Here is an 18223-nt window from a genome sequence, read left to right as displayed (position 1 = left end):
AGTGCGGCTGGGACCGTTCGGAATGTCACACCTGCACAGCGCAGATCGCTCCGTTCCGCGGGGCACCCCTCCCACGCAGTCCCGGCTCGTCAGCAGCCGATTCCCAGGAAGAGTCACCGTCATGGGTCAGGTATTGGACAGGATCATGCAGCACGCGGAGGAGATCCGCGCCGAAGGCGTCGTCGGCGACGAGCAGATGCGACTGTCGGACATCTCCGCGAAGCACCTGCGCGATTCCGGCATCGTCCGCATGTTGCAGCCGAAGCAGTTCGGCGGCATGGAAGTTCATCCTCGCGAATTCGCCGAGACCGTCATGGCCGTCGGCGCACTCGACGGTGCGACCGGCTGGGTGTCGGGCATCGTCGGCGTACACCCGTGGGAGCTCACCTTCTTCGACCCCAAGGCCCAGGAAGAGGTCTGGGGCGAGGACAACGACATGTGGATGGCGTCGCCGTACGCCCCCATGGGGGTCGCGGTGCCCGTCGACGGCGGGTACATCCTCAACGGCCGCTGGTCGTTCTCGTCGGGCACCGACCACTGCGGCTGGGTCATGATCGGTGCTGCCGTGGGCGACAAGGACGGCAACCGCACCGACAAGGTCCTGCACGTGCTGCTCCCCCGCTCCGACTACGACATCGACGCGGACAGCTGGAACGTCATCGGCCTACGCGGCACGGGCTCGAAGGACCTGATCGTCAAGGACGCCTTCCTCCCCGAATACCGCACGCTCGACGCCGACATCGTCCTGAGCGGCAACGGCTGGCGGCATGCGGGTCGCGACGAGACGCTGTACAAGTTCCCGTTCTCGTACATCTTCCCGCTGGGCATCACCTCGTCGCTGATCGGCATGACCGAGGGTGCGCTGGCCTGCTACGTCGCCGCGCAGAAGGAGCGCGTGCAGGTCACCGGCGTCCCGATCAAGGAGGACCCGTACGTCCTGTTCGCGATCAGCGAGGCCGCCTCCGAGATCTCCGCGTCGCGGCTCGCGCTGCTCGAGACCGTCGACCGGTTCTGGGACAAGACCGACCGCGGTGAGGAGATCAGCTTCGAGGAGCGCGCCATCGGGCGTCGCACCCAGATCTCGGCCGCGTGGCGCTCCGTGCGGGCGATGGACGAGATCTTCGCGCGCGCCGGCGGTGCGGCGGTGCACCTGAAGACGCCGATGCAGCGTTTCTGGCGCGACGCGCATGTCGGCCTGACCCACGCCATCCACGTGCCCGGAATGATCTACCACTCCGCGGCCCTCACGCAGCTCGGTGGCGACCCGCAGGGTCCCTACCGCGCAATGATCTGATCCCCCTTCACTTTCGAGGACACGACATGACTGAACTGAGAGGTCTCGGGTACCTCCGCATCCAGACCCAGGATGTACCCCGTTGGCGCGCACTGCTCCTCGACGGACTCGGTATGGCCGAGGGTTCGGGCCCGGAGCCGGACGGCTTCTATGCCCGCGTCGACGAGCGCCGCTCGCGCATCCAGGTGCTGCCCGGCGAGTCCGACAAGGCGCTGGCCGTGGGCTGGGAGGTGCGTGACGAGTTCGCGCTCCAGCGGGTGCGGGAGGCCGTCGAGAAGTCGGGGCGCACCGTCGAGGTGCTCTCGCACAAGGAAGCGACCTACATCGACGCCGAGGCCGCGATCGCGTTCGAGGATCCGGCCGGAACCCGGCTCGAGGTGTTCTTCGGTCCGGTGCTCGACCACAGCCCGATCGTGACGCCGTTCGGCGGGCGCTGGGTGACCGGCGGCCTGGGCCTCGGCCACGTGGTGCTGCCCACGGCGAACTTCGCCGAGACGTACGAGTTCTACACGCAGGTGCTGGGTTTCCTGCCGCGCGGATCGATCCGTCTCGACGAGGACGGTCTCGTGCGGGTGCGCTTCCTCGGCATCAACGAGCGTCACCACAGTCTCGCTCTGTGCCCGGCTCCGCCGAACGAGGAGCCCGGCCTGGTGCACCTGATGACCGAGGTCGACACGCTCGACGCGGTCGGCCAGGCGCTCGATCGCGTGAACCGGCTGGACTTCTCGATCTCGTCGACGCTCGGCCGGCACACCAACGACAAGATGGTCTCGTTCTACGTCCGGGCACCCGGCGGTTGGGATCTCGAGTTCGGCACCGAGGGCATGCTCGTCGACGAGCGCTTCTACACGTCCGAGGAGATCACTGCGGATGCGTACTGGGGCCACGATCAGTCGGGTTCCGAGCCGCTGAAGGCGTTCCTGCCGCCGACCGCCTGACATCGGACCGTTCCACCCCGTTCGAGAAATGCACCGCGACGCTGGTCGCGGTGCATTTTTCGTTTCATCCTGGAATTCGTTCTTCCCTGGAGCGCCGTGCACCGCTACAGTCGTAGGCATTCATTGATCGATCGATCAATCAACGCCGAATCACGCCTCGGAGAAGACCATGTCCGAAGTTCTCGACAACCCCTCGTCCGTCATGGCCCGCGTCGGCCTGCTGCTCGAACCGTTCCGCGACGCCGACGGACTGACCCTCACCGAACTGTGCCGACGCACGGGCTTTCCCCGCTCGTCGGCACATCGCATGCTTCTCCAGCTCGTGCGGGTCGGATGGATGCGACGCACCGGCACCACCTACCGTCTGGGCCCGAAGATCGTCGAACTCGGTGCTCTCGCGCAGGCCCACGATCGCATCCACAGCGCCGCATTGCCTGCCATGTACGACCTGCACCACGAGACCGGACTGGTCGTCCACCTGACGGTTCTCGACGGCGATCAGGTCGTCTACCTGGAGAAGGTGAGCGGAATCCGGGTGGCGGACAGTTCGTGGGCCGGCCAACGGCGACCCGCCGAGGAAACCGTCGCGGGGTTGGCGCTGCTGGCCCGCCGCGACGGAACGCACCCCCAGGCCGGGAGCGGATGCTCACTCGCCGACGGGATTGTGCACGGCGGCACCTGCTTCCGCCACATGGTGGCGACGTTCGCGGCCGGAGACGGGGAGATCGCCGCACTGTCGCTGGCCGGCCCCACCGAGGCGATCCCCGAGGACGCGGCCCGCAGGCTCCGCCGCGCGACCGATCGTCTCGAAGTGACACTGGCCACGTAAGCCCTCCTCCTGTTACAGTCGCACCCATCGATTGATTGATCGGTTGATCAATGAGTGAGCCGGCACTGTCCGCCCTGTTGAAGGAGGATTTCGTGACACGCACCGACGATTTTCCCGATGCCGTCATCGCCCGCATAGCCGGGCTCCTGGACGAGTTCCACACCGGCGACCACCTCACACTGTCCGAGTTGTCGACACGCACGGGCCTGCCGCGTTCGTCCGCTCACCGCTTGCTCTCCCAGCTCGCCGAATACGGCTGGGTGAGCAAGCGCGGCAAGGCCTACGCCCTCGGGCGCACGCCCCTCGAGTGGGGCGCGCTGGCACGGAAGCACGACCGCCTGCATCGTGCGGCCAATCCCGTCCTGCACGAACTGCATTCGGCGACCGGTCTCGTCGTCCACCTCGCGGTACTCGACGGCGGCGACGTGCGCTACGTCGACAAGGTCGGCCGCGGACCGCTCGCGCTACCCTCGCGCATCGGCGGTCGGCAGCCGGCCCATCGCACCGCGCTCGGCAAAGCGCTCCTTGCCCATACCCGATTCGACGTCGTCCGACCGGCGCCAGGAGGTGTACCACCCGTCGAAAACCTGTTGCCCCGCAACGAGATCGCGCGTATCCGCGAGCGGCACATCGCCCACGAGCGGGAGGAATCCACGCCGGGGGCCGCGTGCGTGGCGGCACCCATCGGCAACGGCCGGACCTACGTGGCAGCGTTGTCCGTGACCGGCCCCGTGAACACGGTGGACACCGTCGGCCTGGCCACCCCGGTCCGGCTCGCCGCACGGGCAGTGTGGCGCGCGTTGTCCCCGAACGAATCGCAGCACGCGAGCGGACCGGCGTCTCAGCGCACCAGCGCCTGACCACCGTCCACCGGCAGCGAATGGCCGGTGATGTACCGGGCCGCCTCGCTGCACAGGAAGACCACGGCAGGACCGATGTCGGTTTCGGGGTCGCCGAGGCGCCCGAGCGGAATCGAAGCAGCGTACGCCGCGGCCTCCTCCGGTTCGCGTTCGGCCCACTCCTGCATGGCGATCGAATCGGCCAGCGGAAGAATGGAATTGACCCGAATGCCGTCGGCCGCCCACTCACAGGCGGCAGTGCGGGTGAACACTCGGATCGCCTCTTTCGCTGCCGCATATCCGCCCGTCCCCGAGGGGTTCCACCGGATACCTGCCGCCGATCCGAGATTGACGATCGAGCCACCGCCACGCAGATGCGGGTGACACGCCCGCATCATCCGCCAGGTGGCGGCCGGGCCGGACTCCATACCGTCGCGGTACACGGCTTCGTCGAGTTCGAGCAACGTTCCCGGAGCCGGTGATTGCGCGTTGTTGACCAGGATCGTGAGTCCGTCGAACTCCGCCACCACGTCCGCTACGGTCGCATCCACTGCTACCGGGTCGGTCACGTCGCACACGTACGGCACCGCGCGACCGCCTCGGGCTTCGATCTCGATCGCGGTGGCACCGATGGTCTCCGCGGTGCGGCCCACCGCGGCCACCGAGGCACCGGCAGCGGCGAGCGCAAGGGCGATACCCCGCCCGATGCCCTGACCGGCTCCGGTCACGAGGGCGGTGCCACCCGCGAGGGGCAGCGTGGGAACGATCGGGTCCATACGGGATACGGCCATGCATACTCCTGAAGAGATCGGGACGGGACTCCATTGATCGATTGATCAATGGATATGGCACAATGTTGCCCGGAACAGGCCTCGACCAGGCTTTACGAGAGGACGACGGTGGATCCGCAGGAGCGCAGGAGACAGATACTCGACAGATCCGCGGAGATCTTCGCTCGCAAGGGCGTCACCGCTACGACCATCCGCGAGATCGCCGATGCGGTCGGCGTCTACTCCGGAGCGCTCTACCACTACTTCCCGTCCAAGGAAGCGATCGTCACCGAGCTCATCCGCGAGTACATCACCGACCTCAACGAACGATGCCGCGAGGTACTCAGGCGCAACCTGCCGCCCGTCGAGCGGCTCGAAGCGCTCACCCGGATAGCGCTGGAGACCTCCGAGGACTACCACGGGGCGACATCCATCTGGCGGCGCGAAGGCGAATACATGCGCGAACGCGTCGTCGAAGCCGACATGGTCGCCTCCGCGGACGCCATGCAGGTCGCCTGGCGCGACACCATCCGGGAAGGCACCGAAGACGGCCTCTTCCGCACCGACATCGACCCCGAGACGTTCCGGGAACTTCTCTACGACGCGGTCTGGCATGCCTCCCGCTGGTACCGGCCGGGACCGAACCGCACCCTGGCCGATCTCGCCCGCGCCATCGTGTCGCTGGCCGTCGACGGATTCCGCCGCCGAGAGGCCTGATCCGTCCCGCCGCAGGCGACGGGACGGATCATCGGATCACTCCGCAGAACCGGCGAGATTCTCCTCGACCTCCTGCTGCCACGACTCGAGCGCACGAGAGGTGTCCACCTCGAATTCGAAACGCTGCGTCATGTCCGGCGTGACGTCCTCGAGGTCGACGTAGAACTGGTTGTACCAGCGACGCAGCTGGTAGACCGGGCCGTCCTCCTCGGTGAGGAGCGGATTCTCGATGCGGGACTTGTGCTTCCAGATCTCGATGTCCTGGGCGAACTGCTCTTCGAGACCGTCGGTGAACATCGTCGCCATCTCGGCGGCCTGCTCCTCGGACATGCCCTCGATCTTCTTGACGATGGTGCCGAACTGCAGCACGAACGAATTGTTCGTCACCGGGTAATGGCAGTTGATCAGCTTCGACTCGATGGTCGTGCCCTCGGCGACCGTGTAGATCGTATCGAGCATGAAGGACGGGCCGTAGTAGAAGGCATCCGAGATGGTCTGCGCCTCCGGCAGATCCATCTGCACGCCGGTCTTGATGTCGTCACGGCCGTAGGAGCGCATGTGCTGGCCGGCGATGTGCCCGTCGAAGACATTCTTGAAGTACTCGGGCATCTGGTAGTGCACGTAGAAGAAGTGCGCCATGTCGACGACGTTGTCGACGATCTCGCGGCAGTGCGAGCCCTCGACGTGGATGGTCGTCCACGTCCACTCGCTCCACTGCCCGTCCTCGTAGCCCTCGATCTCGGGGATCGCGAGTTCGGGAGTGGGCTCACTACCCTGCGGGCAGTGCCAGACGAAGAGAACGCCGTTGCGCTCCATCGTCGTCCACGCCTTGGTGCGGCCCAGCTTCGGCGTGCGGCGCGCGTACGGAACCGCTTCGCAACGGCCCTGGCCGTTCCAGCGCCAGTCGTGGAACGGGCACGCGATGGTGTCGCCCTTGATCTCCCCGCGCGCGAGATTGCCACCCATGTGCCGGCAGAAGGCGTCGAGCACGTGCAGCTTTCCTGCCGTGTCGGCGAAGACCACCAGGTCGGTACCGAACACCTTGACCTGGTGCGGCTTTCCGTCACGGAAATTCTTGGCGAGGCCGATGCAATGCCATCCGCGCGCGAAGCGGGTGGGATTGGTACCGGGATCGATGTTGCGGATCTCGATCCGCTCCTGGGGGACGGTCATGGTTTCTCCTGCGCTGACGAGAAGTGAAGGGGCTGAAGAGGGGTGAAGACGAACGGCGGTCACCGGGCCGGGGTGGCCGCCTCCGTGGAAGCGAGAGGAGCGATGGCGGGGTCGACCCGATGGCCGGTCCGGATCACACCGTCGGACACGGCCTCGTCCACCGTGCGGTCGAGTGCCTCGCACCGCATCACGTAGGCACCGGGACCGACCGCGGAGGCGGCCGCGATCTCACGGCACGACTGCCGGGCCTCGTCGGACCACTGGATGCTGGTATGAGCGGGGCTGTACTTCGCGACGAGCACGCGAGCGTCACAGGTGTGACAGGCGAGCGACTGCATTGTTGCCGGTTCCCTTCCTCGGATGAGCCGAGACTAGGAACCGCACTGTGTCCGGCGACACAGCTTTTCAGCCCAGCGGGACAATCGGCGTTCCACCGATCTCCCGGTCACCTTTCGCGCGGTGAAACGGGGCTCGCCCCGCGTGTTGCAGGGGCGAACCTCGTTTCGGCGCGTCGGCCCGGGGTCGGACGTGGAATGCGGATCACGTTCCGGCGCATCCGCTCAGCGGTGCGCATCCACGGTGCACTCGGTGAACGAGCGGGGTCGGATCCACCGAGGTTGCGGATACTGTCGGGCCATGACTTCCGAAGAGATCCTGCTCGTCGAGCAGCGCGACGCCGTCCGCATCCTCACCTTCAACCGGCCGCAGGCGCGGAACGCGCTGAGCTCGGCGCTCATCGACGCATTGCGCTCCGAGGTCGCCGCAGCGGATACGGACGACGATACGAACGTCGTGATCCTCACCGGCACCGATCCGGCCTTCTGCGCCGGACTCGACCTGCAGGAACTCGGAGAGAGCGGCGGCAACCTCTCGCTGGTCTCGGGCGCCGGCCTCCCGGTCGGTCACCCGTGGACGCCGATCTCCAAGCCGATCATCGGCGCGGTGAACGGCGCTGCCATCACCGGCGGCCTCGAGATGGCGCTCGCGTGCGACTTCCTCATCGCGTCCGAGCGCGCCCGGTTCGCCGACACCCACGCGCGCGTCGGTGTCCTGCCGGGCTGGGGACTCACCCAGCGCCTGCCCGCAGCCGTGGGTCCGGGTTTCGCGCGTCGCATGAGCCTGTCCGGCAACTTCGTGAGTGCCGACGAGGCACTACGCGTCGGTCTGGTGACGCAGGTCGTCGCGCACGACGAACTCCTCGATACGGCACTGGAGGTCGCGCGGACGGTCGCCGGCAACGATCAGCCCGGTGTGCGGGCACTGCTCGCGTCGTATCGACGCGCGGAAGAGCACGTCGTCGAACCCGCTCTGCGCGTGGAGCAGCAGACGTCGGAGGCGTGGATGCAGGAGTTCTCCCCGTCGCTGGTCGCGGAGCGGCGAGCTTCCGTGATCGAACGAGGAAAGGCTCAAAACGCCCATAAGTGACGATATTTCGGGCGAATCGGACTTCAAGATCACAAAACAATCACAGCTGTTGATGCGGGGTAACAACAAATGGGACGGTTGCGACGTATGAGAAGGAAGTGAACGGAAACGTCTTCGGACACGTCCACTTCCGCACAGTCCCTCGTGGACATGCCAGTGTACGAACAACAATGGAGGTACTCATGCTGCTCGGATCCCTCGGTCTCACCCTCGTCGGCCTGCTCGCTGCCCTGGGCGTCATTCTCTGACAGCCGTAGATCGACTCCGCGCCCGCACTCCCCCCTGTGTGCGGGCGCGGTTCGGTCATCGCCCGGATGAATCCGGATGCACCTCGGGAGCTCGGAAAACCGGTTTCTCGCGGCGCTTCTCGGACATTCGCTTCTCGAATTCTTCTTTCTCCCGTTCCGCCATCTCGGGGTCGACCTGCTCGCCCGAAGGCATAGGTCCGGGATCGCTGCCGGGCGCACCCGGACCCGGATCGGCCGCGTCGATCTCGTTCGAGCCGGTGTGCTTGATCGGGAGAAACGGTTCCATGCTTGCCATGGATACGGATTCCCGGCACCCATGCGCGCAAACGCCCACTCCGGCAGCGGAATGTTCTGCAGTCGCAGGTGACCGATGCGCGGCATCCCGTGGTCGAGCGAGTCGCAGACCCCGACCCTGCCCCACCGCGCAGAACCTTCCCGAGGGCACGAAAACGTAACGAAGTGAGTTCTCGACCGCCGGCAGGGTTTCACGGCGCAGCGGCGGGTACTCCTCCGTCAGCGTCCCGGTGCGGACGCAGTCCGGATTCCCGAACGACAGGAGGAACACATATGCACTTCGGATCTCTTGCGCTCCCCCTCGGCGGACTGCCCACAACACCGGACAGCATCCACTGAGCCAGCGCACGCCGCGTCCGCATCCGATACGGGTGCGGACGCGGTCGTGTGTGCGATGAATTTTCCGGTCGGCACGGGTCGGTATGGTCACCGAACTCGAAGGAGCCGACATGCCCGAACTCGTCACCCGCACGATCGACCTTCCCGGCGCGACCCTCGTCTACGACGTCCGCCCCGTCCCCGGCGGCGCCACGCCGCTGCTTCTCGCAGGATCCCCGATGGACGCGAGCGGCTTCACAGGCCTCGCCTCCTGCTTCGACGACCGGACGGTGATCACCTACGACCCGCGCGGCACGGGTCGCGGTACGCGCACCGACACGTCGCTGCAGTCCACACCCGCCCTGCACGCCGACGACCTGCACCGGATCCTCGTCGAACTCGATCTCGGCCCCGTCGACGTCTTCGCCAGCAGCGGCGGGGCTGTCAACGCGCTCGAACTCGTCTCGCGGCATCCCGAGCAGGTGCGCACGCTGGTCGCCCACGAACCGCCGATCCTCGAACTGCTGCCCGATCGCGCCTCGGCCGAAGCGGTGCGCGACGACATCCACGACACCTACCAGCGCAGCGGCCTCGGCCCGGCCATGGCGAAGTTCATCGCCCTGATCAGTTATGAGGGCGAGCTGACCTCCGACCATCTCGGTCGCCCGTCGCCGAACCCTTCCGACTTCGGGCTGCCCACCGAGGACGACGGGACCCGCGACGACGTACTGCTGAGCCAGAACTGGATGTCGTGCACGGGTTACCGCGCAGATCTCGACGCTCTCGCGAGCGCGTCGACGCGCATCGTCGTCGCGGGTGGCCGCGAGTCGGCCCGTCAACTGTGCGGGCGGACCGCCGCAGCGCTCGCCGACCGGCTCGGCACCATCCCGACGCTGTTCCCCGGCGACCACGGCGGCTTCATGGGCGCCGAGCAGGGCATGCCCGGCGACCCGGAAGCGTTCGCCGCCGTGCTCCGCGACGTGCTGCAACCGAGCCGCGTGTAATCCGTCCGATCATCCGGGAGCTCATCATGACCACACCGCGATCCGGCCGCCCACCCGTGGTCGACCTCGCCACCTGGCAGGCCGCACGCGACGAGCTCCTGCTCCGGGAGAAGGCCCACACGAAGGAAGGCGACGCCATCGCCGCGGCTCGCCGCCGCCTGCCGATGGTGGAGTTCGACGGCACGGTCGAGGTGGCAGGACCTGGCGGCCCGGTCCCCTTCCTCGACCTCTTCCAGGGCCGCAACGAACTCGTCGTCTACAAACACATGTGGTACGACGGTGCACCCCCGCAAGGACAGTGCGAGGGGTGCACCACCACGGCCTGGCATGTCCGCGACGCCGTGTACCTCGAGGCCCGCGGCGTCTCGCTCGCGTTCGTGACCACGGGTACCTGGGAGGAAGTGGCCGCGTTCGTCGAGTTCATGGGATACACCCAACCCTGGTATTCGGTGCGCGACATCGACGAACCCGTGGGCGGAGCGATGGGTTGTCTCACCTCCTATCTCCGGGACGGCGACCGGACCTTCCTCACCTACTCCACGACGGGTCGCGGCACCGAACGGGCCAACAGTTCCGCCGGCCTGCTCGACATGACCCCGTACGGGCGTGGCGAGAGATGGGAGGACAAGCCCGAGGGCCGGCCGGAGGGAGACGACCCGTGCTGGTTCTGGCGTACGGACGCCGAGGGGCACGCGACATGGGGTGAGACGAGCCGCCCGGCGCCGCAATGGACCCGACCCGGCGCGACTCCCGTCGAGACCCTCGGGCGTCAGGGCGACTGGCACTGACCTCAGCGACTGGAACGGCCGGATCGGTATGTGAACTTCGGTGAGCGCAGCCCGTCGCGCTCGGTTACTTCGCTTCCGAAGAATGCAGCCGCCACGGCACGCTCGTCACCATCACGCCGGGCTGGAACAACAGGCGACTCTTGAGCCTCAGCGCGCTCTGGTTGTGGAGCAGGTTCTCCCACCAGTGCCCCACGACGTATTCGGGGACGAAGACGGTGACCACATCGCGTGGTGAGTTGCCCCGCACCCGCCTGACGTACTCGAGCACCGGTCGTGTGATCTCCCGGTACGGCGACTCCAGCACCTTCAAGGGAATCGTGATGTCGCTGGACTCCCATTCGCGCACGAGATTCCGGGTGTCCTCCTCGTCGACGTCGACGGTGATCGCCTCGAGCGTGTCGGGATGGGTGGCCGAGGCGTATGCGAGCGCGCGACGCGTGGGGTGATGCAGCTTGGCTACGAGCACGATCGAATACGTGCGACTGGGCAACAGACCGTCCCAGTTGGCCGGGTCGAGTTCGACCGCCACGCGTCGGTAGTGGCGGTTGACGGCCCGCATCGTCACGAACACGCTCACCATGGCGAGGATGGCGATCCACGCGCCGGCGAGGAATTTCGTGATGAGCACGATGATCAGGACGGTCCCCGTCATCGCGAGCCCGACACCGTTGATGACGCGCGAGCGTTGCATCCTCCGGCGGTGACGCGAGTCGGTCTCGGTGGCCAGCAGTCGCGTCCAGTGACGAACCATGCCGGTCTGGCTCAACGTGAAGGAGACGAACACACCGACGATGTAGAGCTGGATGAGATGCGTGACCTCGGCGTCGAACATCCATACCAGCACGATCGCTCCGAGGGCCAGGAAGACGATGCCGTTGCTGAACGCGAGCCGATCGCCTCTGGTGCGCAGCTGAGTCGGCAGGTGTTTGTCCTGCGCGAGCACCGACGCGAGAACCGGGAACCCGTTGAATGCCGTATTGGCGGCGAGGACGAGGATCAATGCGGTGACGGCGGTGACGAGGTAGAAGCCGAGCGGGAAACCGGTGAAGACCGTTTCGGCGACCTGCGCGATCAGTGTCTTCTGGTGATATCCGGCCGGTGCTCCGCTCAACTGCGTGGCGGGATCTGCGGCGACGACGACCCCCAGTCGCTCGGCGAGGACGATGATGCCCATCAGCAGCGTGATCGCGATGGCGCCCAGCATGAGCAGGGTGGTGGCGGCGTTGTGTGATTTCGGTTTCCGGAAGGCCGGAACCCCGTTGCTGATGGCCTCCACTCCGGTCAGGGCCGCGCATCCCGACGAGAACGCGCGGGCGAGGAGGAAGGCGAAGGCCAGTCCGGCCAGGTGGGATTGTTCGGCGGCGAGTTCGTAGTGCGACGACTCGGCGCGTAGAGGGACATCGGACACGACGAGACGCACGAAACCCCAGACGAGCATCACCCCGACACAGAACATGAAGGCGTAGGTGGGCACGGCGAAAGCTGTTCCGGCTTCGCGGAGTCCGCGCAGATTGACTGCGGTGAGGAGTGTGATCGCGGTGATGGCGAACAGCACTTTGTGGTGTTCGACGAAGGGGACGGCCGACCCGATGTTCTGGGCGGCCGACGAGATCGACACGGCGACCGTCAGCACGTAGTCGACGATCAGCGCGCTGCCCACCGTCAGGCCTGCCATCGCACCGAGGTTCTTCGTCGCCACCTCGTAGTCGCCGCCGCCGGAGGGGTAGGCATGCACGTTCTGCCGGTAGCTCGCGACCACCACGACGAGGACGAGGGCGACCGCGAGACCGATCCACCCGGAGAATGCGTAGGCGGACAGGCCCGCCACCGACAACACGAGGAAGATCTCCTCCGGCGCATAGGCGACGGACGACAGGGCGTCGGATGCGAAGACCGGCAGGGCTATCCGTTTCGGCAGCAGCGTGTGGCCGAGCGTGTCGCTTCGCAGCGGCCTTCCCAGCAGCACTCGCTTGGTGATGCTGTCACGGCCTTTGCGGATGGTTACGGCCACGACCACCGACTCCTGTCCGGCGCATACCCGCGCACGCAGAAGCGAACGGTACGCTTGTATTACGACGCTCGCCAGGGGTGCGGATCGGGCGAATTTCACCCCGTCGATCACCCATAGGCCAGGTTGGCAGATGACACAATCGTCGATAACGTAAAGACGTTGTTGCTCCTCGCAACAAAGCGTGCCGGGTCTCCTCCCCTTTTGACTCGGCACGGACGGACCCCGTCGGCCCCTCCCCTCGTTAGCCGACGGGGTTCTCTCATTTTGTTCCCACCCATGACGGGTTCACCCACTTTCGTACCGATCGGTCCGTTCCACGGAACCTGCGGAGTTCCCGCGCAGCGGCAGCGGAGCTTGACTCACCGACAGTGCGCGCGGTCGACTGCTTTCCTTCACCACGCTCACGATCCCGGAGACCCTGATGACCGATTCCATGCTCGAGCTCTACGTCGACGACGGATTGTCCGACGAGGAAATCGACCGGCAGAAGGCCACCTACGGCCCGCTCACCGAGGACGTGCGTGAGCTGATCCAGCTCGCACTGCAGACGCGCGCGGACGCCGACGACGTCGCGCGGGCACGTGAACACCTCGCTGCCGCCCGCGAGATCCTCGAACGCGACCGGGAGGACGGCCCGTACGGCACCCGCTTCAACGACTCCGGCCGCTTCCGCAATTGGGGCAACGCCGCAATCGGTCTGCGCAACGCGATCGCGCCGATCGGCGAGCTCCACGAGGACGCCGACGGCCGCGTACGGGCGGACATCCACCTCGGTCCGATCTACGAGGGACCGGCCGGGCACGTCCACGGCGGAGTCTCCGCGCTACTGCTCGATCAGATCCTCGGTGACGCCGCGCGCCTCTCGGGACACCCCGGGATGACGGGCACGCTCACCATCCGTTACCGCAAACGCACTCCCCTCGGCGCTGTACACGTGGAGGCGAAACTCGACCGCGTCGAGGGGCGTAAGGCGTTCGTCGTCGGGCACGTCGCCGACGCCGAGGGAATCTGCGTGGAGGCGGAAGGCATCTTCATCGCCCCGGTGTGGATGGTCGAGCAGCGCGACTCGTTCACGGAGACACCGCGCCCGGAGTAGGGCGTCTCCCGACCGGCCACTCGCCCTGACGACGGTCACCCCGCAACTCCTGTCGTTGCTCTGATACCCCTGTTGCGAGAGTCACCACCTGCGACTCGGTATCCCCGGCGCCTCCGCCAGTACAGTGGATCGATATCCGGCTGGAGCGAGAGGAGTCGACCGTGCAGAACGCGGTGTTCTACTCGCTCGTCGCGATGTGCTCGCTGTTCGCCGCGTCGACCTGGTGCCTGTCGCGCCCGCATCTGCTGTCGAGCTCGGCTGCGCTCGTCGCCTCCGGACTCTGGGTACTGATGAACGGCCCCCTCGAGGGTCGCGTGCTGTACTCGGTGACGCCGAACCACGGATTGACGGAGGCAGACCTGCTCTCCGGAGTGGGCGTGTGCATCGCCGCCTGGGGATTCTGGACGTTGCGGAACCGTCGACGGCGTCGGCGCGCGCCGCGACCGTCGTCGTACCGCGGGCATCCGGACGAGTCCCGCGCCATGCCCACCGCCGTCTTTCCGGCCAGGGGCGATGCCGAGACGGACTCGTTCCGCCGCAAAGCAGGATGAACATCTCGGTTCGAGCCCGAGAAAATTTCTCAGGTCTCGTTTCAGTATCGACTCTGGACGACCGCCCAGGTCGTCACCTAAGCTCCAAGGCGGCCACGGCGTAGGTGGCCGTGTCTCCCGAAAGTCCTCCCCGACACAGGAGATACAGCGCGAGGCCCCGCCGGCTCCTCCCCTCGAATCGCTGGCGGGGCCTTCCCCTGTCGGCCTCCCCGACGACAAGGGCAGATCCAAGGGCAGTCGGTGCCGGACACGGAATTCGTCCTGTATTCGAACGAAACGTCCGGCGAGCCCTGTGACCCTCGTCTCTGCGGCGCCGATCACAGCATAGATCAATCTGCTCACCGGCGTGCATAGATCTCACTTCGGTTCGCCCTCCGTTCGGTGTCGCGACCGGACGGCGTCCGCTCTCCTCCTGGCCGGTATCCGCAACCTCCCGAACACACGAGCCCGCCCGCACCTGTTCGGCGCGGGCGGGCTCGGGGGCGACGGATCTACACCGGTTCCGGTTCCTTCGTCTCGTGCTGCACGGCTTCCCGCTGGGCCGCTTCGAGCTTCAGCCGCTGCCCGAGCACCGACTTGCGCCGGCCGTAGGCGAAGTAGACCGCCACGCCGAGGACCATCCAGACGGTGAACCGGATCCACGTCTCGACCGAGAGGTTGAGCATGAGCCAGCCGCAGGCGAGCACCGCGAGGATCGGGACCAGCGGCACGAGCGGCACCCGGAATCCACGGGGCAGGTCGGGACGGGTGCGACGGAGCACCATCACGCCGACGCAGACCAGGACGAAGGCGAACAGCGTGCCGATGTTGACCATCTCCTCGAGCACACCCATCGGGAACACCGCGGCGAGGACGGCCACGACACCACCGACCATCAAGGTGATGCGCACGGGCACACCCTTGTGGTTCGTGACGGCGAGCTTGCGGGTGACCAGCCCGTCCCGGGACATCGCGAACAGCACGCGGGTCTGGCCGAGCATCATCACCATCACGACGGTGGTGAGGCCGGCGAGACCGCCGATGTTGATGGCCATCTGCGCCCAGGTGATGCCGTGCGCCTCGAAGGCCGTGGCCAGCGTGGCACTGCCGTCACCGACCAGTTCGCTGCCGGTACGCAGATCGGTGTACTTCACCATGCCGGTGAGCACGAGCGTGACGCCGACGTAGAGGACCGTGACGATCGCCAGCGAGCCGAAGATGCCGCGAGGCAATGCCTTCTGCGGGTTCTTCGTCTCCTCCGCGGTGGTGGCGACGACGTCGAAACCGATGAAGGCGAAGAATACCAGGCTCGCCGCGGCGAGGAGTCCGTACCAGCCGTAGGTGCTGCCACCGGCGCCGGTGAGCGCCGAGAACAGCGACTGGTGCATGCCGGCCGCAGCGCTCTGCGATTCCTCGGCCGGCGGAACGTACGGCGAGTAGTTGGACTTGTCGATGTAGAAGATGCCGACGACGATGACGAGCAGGACCACCGCGACCTTGATGGCGGTGACGACGGCGGAGACCCGCGACGACACCTTGGTGCCGATCGCCAGGATGATCGTGATGGCGCCGACGATGAGCAGCGACCCCCAGTCCACCGTGATCGGCCCCAGGTCGATCGATGCGTCGCCGCCGAACATGCCCCCGAGGTACATCGACCATCCCTTGGCGACGACCGCGGAGGCCAGTGCGAATTCGAGGATCAGATCCCACCCGATGATCCAGGCGACGAATTCACCGAAGGTGGCGTAGGAGAAGGTGTAGGCGCTGCCGGCGACCGGTACGGCGGACGCGAACTCGGCGTAACACAGCGCAGCGAGGCCGCAGGCGATCGCGGCGAGGACGAACGCCAGCGAGATGGAGGGTCCGGCGAGGTTGCCGGCGGTGCGGGCGGTGAGGGTGAAGATTCCGGCGCCGACCACGACGGCGACGCCGAACACGGTCAGATCCTTGGCGGTGAGTTCTCGTCGTAGCCGCGAACCGGGTTCATCGGTATCCGCGATCGACTGTTCGACGGATTTGGTCCGCCAGATGCCGACTCCGGGCATTGTGTGCTCCTCGGGGTGATTGCGGCGCCCGCCACGCCCGGTCCGGGCAGGGAAGGCATGTCGCTCACGTCGCGCGATGCATTACGTTGCAGCAGTGCGTGTTTGCATGAGCATTTGATTCAGCAATCATGGCACTGGCTGATGAAGTGTCAATATCTTTCTGCTCGGCTGAGCATTATGCTCGAGCAGTGACGCGCATCACAACGGAAAGGGTGTCATCGTGTTCAGTCTCGACCGGCTCGACGCAGCTCTCCTCGGAGAGCTCACTCGCAACCCCCGCGCAGGGATCGTCGACCTGTCGGCGAAACTCGGCGTCGCCCGCAACACCGTGCAGTCGCGGATCAAGAAACTCGAGGAGTCCGGTGCCGTCACCGGATACCGGCCGGTCGTCGACCTGCCGAAGCTGGGCGTGCCGCTGCAGGCGTTCATCGGTGCCGAGCTCGTGCAGGCCCGCATGGGTCACGTGATCGCCCAGCTGGGGCGCTTTCCGGAGGTCCTGGAGGTACATGCGACGACGGGCCGGGAGGACCTCCTGATCCGGATGGCCGCGCAATCCCAGGAAGATCTGCTGCTGGTACTCGAACGCATCCACGCCATCGAGGGCGTCGCCCACACCACCACGACTCTCGCCCTCACCACGCCGATCCCGTACCGGACCCAGCCGCTCGTCGAACACATCACCCGCGACGCCGGACACGGCCGCTCGTCCTCGCCCGGCAACCCCTGACGGCACGACCGACACCGACAGCACGGCCCGAAGACACGAGAAGGGGAGGCACCGCGCGGCGCCTCCCCTTGTTCCCCTGTGCGGATCAGGCAGTATCGATGCGACGCTCGGCGATCCGATTCGCGGCGGCACCCGGCGTGACGCCGAGAGTGCCGGAGACGTCGAAGATCTCGGTGGTGCGGTCGAAGATCGACTCCACGCGTCCGCGGACGACCTCGACGTCCGATCCGTCGACCTCACCGGCGACCTGGATCAGGCCGCCCGCGTTCGCGACATAGTCGGGCACCCAGACGATTCCGCGCTCACCGAGGATGTTCTCCACCTCCGGCACGGCGAGCTGGTTGTTGGCCGCACCGCACACGAGCCGCGCGTCGAGGAGGGACGCCGTCGACGGGGTGAGCGTGCCGCCGAGCGCGCACGGCGCGTACACCTCGGCGGAGGAGGCGACGACACTGTCGGTGACCTGCGCCGGGAACTCGTCGAGCACCCGGGCAACGGCGGCGGGGTTGACGTCGGAGACGATCACCTCGGCCCCGTCGGCGACGAGCAGCTTCACGAGCTCGTATCCGACCTTCCCGAGCCCCTCGACGCCGACCGTGCGACCCGCGAGAGTCGTTTCGCCCCAGACGGTCCGGGCTCCCGCCCGCATGGCCTGGAAGACACCGAGGGCCGTGAGCGGTGAGCTGTCGCCGGATCCACCGGCCGCGACGGTGCGCCCCACCGCGTGGGCGGTGTGCCGGCCCACCACGTCGAGGTCCTCCGCGCGGGTTCCGACATCGGCGGCGGTGATGTAGCGACCACCGAGGGATTCGACGAATCGCCCGTAGGCGGCGAGTAATTCGTCGTTCTTGTCCGTCTTCGGATCGCCGATGACGACGGCCTTGCCACCACCGAGATCCACACCCGACACCGCCGCCTTGTAGGTCATGCCCCACGACAGGCGCAGCACGTCCTCGAGGGCCGTGGCCTCGTCTGCGTACGGGTAGAAGCGGGTTCCACCGAGGGCCGGGCCGAGGGCCGTGGAATGGATCGCGACGATCGCTCGCAGTCCGGTTTCGGCGTCCTGATGGAAGACGACCTGCTCGTGCGGACGGTCGGTGAGGCGGCGGGATCGGCCGAAGACTCCCGAGGCGGGTCCGGTGTCGGGGTGGGCGGCAATCGAGGTGGTCACGCG

Annotated in this window: 18 protein-coding genes; 11 read left to right on the top strand and 7 right to left on the bottom strand. The window is 66.9% G+C overall.

Annotation, left to right across the window (positions count from 1 at the left end; translation table 11 throughout):
- The first annotated feature begins 121 nt into the window (after positions 1-121).
- From PV766_RS05250 to PV766_RS05235, 4 genes are all read left to right on the top strand, one after another.
- On the top strand, positions 122-1294 hold the full coding sequence (locus tag PV766_RS05250) for a hydroxylase (RefSeq protein ID WP_421096564.1): 1173 nt from the start codon (positions 122-124) through the stop codon (positions 1292-1294).
- A 26-nt stretch (positions 1295-1320) separates the two neighbouring features.
- Positions 1321-2232 (top strand): biphenyl-2,3-diol 1,2-dioxygenase, encoded by a 912-nt coding sequence (bphC, locus tag PV766_RS05245; protein WP_421096563.1) that lies wholly within the window; start codon positions 1321-1323, stop codon positions 2230-2232.
- A gap of 169 nt (positions 2233-2401) precedes the next feature.
- Positions 2402-3061, top strand: coding sequence for an IclR family transcriptional regulator (locus PV766_RS05240; protein ID WP_421096562.1), 660 nt, complete (start codon positions 2402-2404; stop codon positions 3059-3061).
- A gap of 92 nt (positions 3062-3153) precedes the next feature.
- Positions 3154-3921: an IclR family transcriptional regulator gene (locus PV766_RS05235; protein WP_255161669.1), complete on the top strand. Its 768-nt coding sequence runs from the start codon at positions 3154-3156 to the stop codon at positions 3919-3921.
- Here the strand turns inward: PV766_RS05235 and PV766_RS05230 are convergent.
- Positions 3903-4691 (bottom strand): SDR family NAD(P)-dependent oxidoreductase, encoded by a 789-nt coding sequence (locus PV766_RS05230; protein ID WP_129975808.1) that lies wholly within the window; start codon positions 4689-4691, stop codon positions 3903-3905. The genes PV766_RS05235 and PV766_RS05230 overlap by 19 nt on opposite strands.
- A 108-nt stretch (positions 4692-4799) precedes the next feature.
- On the opposite strand from PV766_RS05230, the gene PV766_RS05225 reads away from it, so the two are divergent.
- Complete coding sequence (locus PV766_RS05225; RefSeq protein WP_064063565.1) at positions 4800-5387, top strand: TetR/AcrR family transcriptional regulator; 588 nt, start codon at positions 4800-4802, stop codon at positions 5385-5387.
- Positions 5388-5423: 36 nt separating this feature from the next.
- Here the strand turns inward: PV766_RS05225 and PV766_RS05220 are convergent, their stop codons facing one another.
- A complete protein-coding gene (locus tag PV766_RS05220; RefSeq protein ID WP_064063564.1) occupies positions 5424-6560 on the bottom strand; it encodes a Rieske 2Fe-2S domain-containing protein in 1137 nt (378 codons plus the stop codon).
- A gap of 59 nt (positions 6561-6619) precedes the next feature.
- Complete coding sequence (locus PV766_RS05215) at positions 6620-6898, bottom strand: hypothetical protein (RefSeq protein WP_016933467.1); 279 nt, start codon at positions 6896-6898, stop codon at positions 6620-6622.
- 298 nt (positions 6899-7196) lie between these two features.
- On the opposite strand from PV766_RS05215, the gene PV766_RS05210 reads away from it, so the two are divergent.
- Positions 7197-7985, top strand: coding sequence for an enoyl-CoA hydratase (locus PV766_RS05210; RefSeq protein WP_421096561.1), 789 nt, complete (start codon positions 7197-7199; stop codon positions 7983-7985).
- A gap of 303 nt (positions 7986-8288) precedes the next feature.
- Here PV766_RS05210 and PV766_RS05205 read toward each other — a convergent pair whose 3' ends face one another.
- Entirely contained in the window at positions 8289-8567 is a 279-nt protein-coding gene (locus PV766_RS05205) for a hypothetical protein (RefSeq protein ID WP_245207811.1), read from the bottom strand.
- 409 nt (positions 8568-8976) lie between these two features.
- Between PV766_RS05205 and PV766_RS05200 the strand changes: the two genes are divergently transcribed.
- Positions 8977-9849 carry an alpha/beta fold hydrolase gene (locus tag PV766_RS05200; protein WP_129975804.1) on the top strand — a complete coding sequence of 291 codons (873 nt, stop codon included), beginning with the start codon at positions 8977-8979 and terminating at the stop codon, positions 9847-9849.
- Between the two features lie 26 nt (positions 9850-9875).
- Positions 9876-10637 (top strand): DUF899 family protein, encoded by a 762-nt coding sequence (locus tag PV766_RS05195; protein ID WP_129975803.1) that lies wholly within the window; start codon positions 9876-9878, stop codon positions 10635-10637.
- A 64-nt stretch (positions 10638-10701) separates the two neighbouring features.
- On the opposite strand, the gene PV766_RS05190 is transcribed toward PV766_RS05195, so the two are convergent.
- On the bottom strand, positions 10702-12648 hold the full coding sequence (locus PV766_RS05190) for an APC family permease (RefSeq protein ID WP_129975801.1): 1947 nt from the start codon (positions 12646-12648) through the stop codon (positions 10702-10704).
- 421 nt (positions 12649-13069) lie between these two features.
- Between PV766_RS05190 and PV766_RS05185 the strand changes: the two genes are divergently transcribed.
- Positions 13070-13744 carry a PaaI family thioesterase gene (locus tag PV766_RS05185; RefSeq protein ID WP_129975799.1) on the top strand — a complete coding sequence of 225 codons (675 nt, stop codon included), beginning with the start codon at positions 13070-13072 and terminating at the stop codon, positions 13742-13744.
- Between the two features lie 161 nt (positions 13745-13905).
- Positions 13906-14295 (top strand): hypothetical protein, encoded by a 390-nt coding sequence (locus PV766_RS05180; protein ID WP_129975797.1) that lies wholly within the window; start codon positions 13906-13908, stop codon positions 14293-14295.
- 491 nt (positions 14296-14786) lie between these two features.
- Here PV766_RS05180 and PV766_RS05175 read toward each other — a convergent pair whose 3' ends face one another.
- Positions 14787-16322 carry an amino acid permease gene (locus PV766_RS05175; protein WP_129975795.1) on the bottom strand — a complete coding sequence of 512 codons (1536 nt, stop codon included), beginning with the start codon at positions 16320-16322 and terminating at the stop codon, positions 14787-14789.
- 220 nt (positions 16323-16542) lie between these two features.
- On the opposite strand from PV766_RS05175, the gene PV766_RS05170 reads away from it, so the two are divergent.
- On the top strand, positions 16543-17049 hold the full coding sequence (locus tag PV766_RS05170; RefSeq protein WP_016933667.1) for an Lrp/AsnC family transcriptional regulator: 507 nt from the start codon (positions 16543-16545) through the stop codon (positions 17047-17049).
- Positions 17050-17134: 85 nt separating this feature from the next.
- Here the strand turns inward: PV766_RS05170 and PV766_RS05165 are convergent, their stop codons facing one another.
- Positions 17135-18220: a Glu/Leu/Phe/Val family dehydrogenase gene (locus tag PV766_RS05165; RefSeq protein ID WP_255161679.1), complete on the bottom strand. Its 1086-nt coding sequence runs from the start codon at positions 18218-18220 to the stop codon at positions 17135-17137.
- Positions 18221-18223 lie beyond the last annotated feature (3 nt).

Source organism: Rhodococcus sp. As11 (genome assembly GCF_048957735.1).
In the GTDB taxonomy this organism is placed as follows: domain Bacteria; phylum Actinomycetota; class Actinomycetes; order Mycobacteriales; family Mycobacteriaceae; genus Rhodococcus; species Rhodococcus gordoniae.
This window is presented reverse-complemented; position numbering and strand designations above follow the sequence as displayed.

Bases quoted from the DNA above. Each gene is read 5' to 3' on its own strand.
- PV766_RS05195 (WP_129975803.1), top strand. From the start codon at position 9,876: ATGACCACACCGCGATCCGGCCGCCCACCCGTGGTCGACCTCGCCACC.
- PV766_RS05185 (WP_129975799.1), top strand. From the start codon at position 13,070: ATGACCGATTCCATGCTCGAGCTCTACGTCGACGACGGATTGTCCGAC.
- PV766_RS05215 (WP_016933467.1), bottom strand. From the start codon at position 6,898: ATGCAGTCGCTCGCCTGTCACACCTGTGACGCTCGCGTGCTCGTCGCG.
- PV766_RS05250 (WP_421096564.1), top strand. From the start codon at position 122: ATGGGTCAGGTATTGGACAGGATCATGCAGCACGCGGAGGAGATCCGC.
- PV766_RS05240 (WP_421096562.1), top strand. From the start codon at position 2,402: ATGTCCGAAGTTCTCGACAACCCCTCGTCCGTCATGGCCCGCGTCGGC.
- PV766_RS05200 (WP_129975804.1), top strand. From the start codon at position 8,977: ATGCCCGAACTCGTCACCCGCACGATCGACCTTCCCGGCGCGACCCTC.
- bphC (WP_421096563.1), top strand. From the start codon at position 1,321: ATGACTGAACTGAGAGGTCTCGGGTACCTCCGCATCCAGACCCAGGAT.
- PV766_RS05230 (WP_129975808.1), bottom strand. From the start codon at position 4,691: ATGGCCGTATCCCGTATGGACCCGATCGTTCCCACGCTGCCCCTCGCG.
- PV766_RS05220 (WP_064063564.1), bottom strand. From the start codon at position 6,560: ATGACCGTCCCCCAGGAGCGGATCGAGATCCGCAACATCGATCCCGGT.
- PV766_RS05175 (WP_129975795.1), bottom strand. From the start codon at position 16,322: ATGCCCGGAGTCGGCATCTGGCGGACCAAATCCGTCGAACAGTCGATC.
- PV766_RS05210 (WP_421096561.1), top strand. From the start codon at position 7,197: ATGACTTCCGAAGAGATCCTGCTCGTCGAGCAGCGCGACGCCGTCCGC.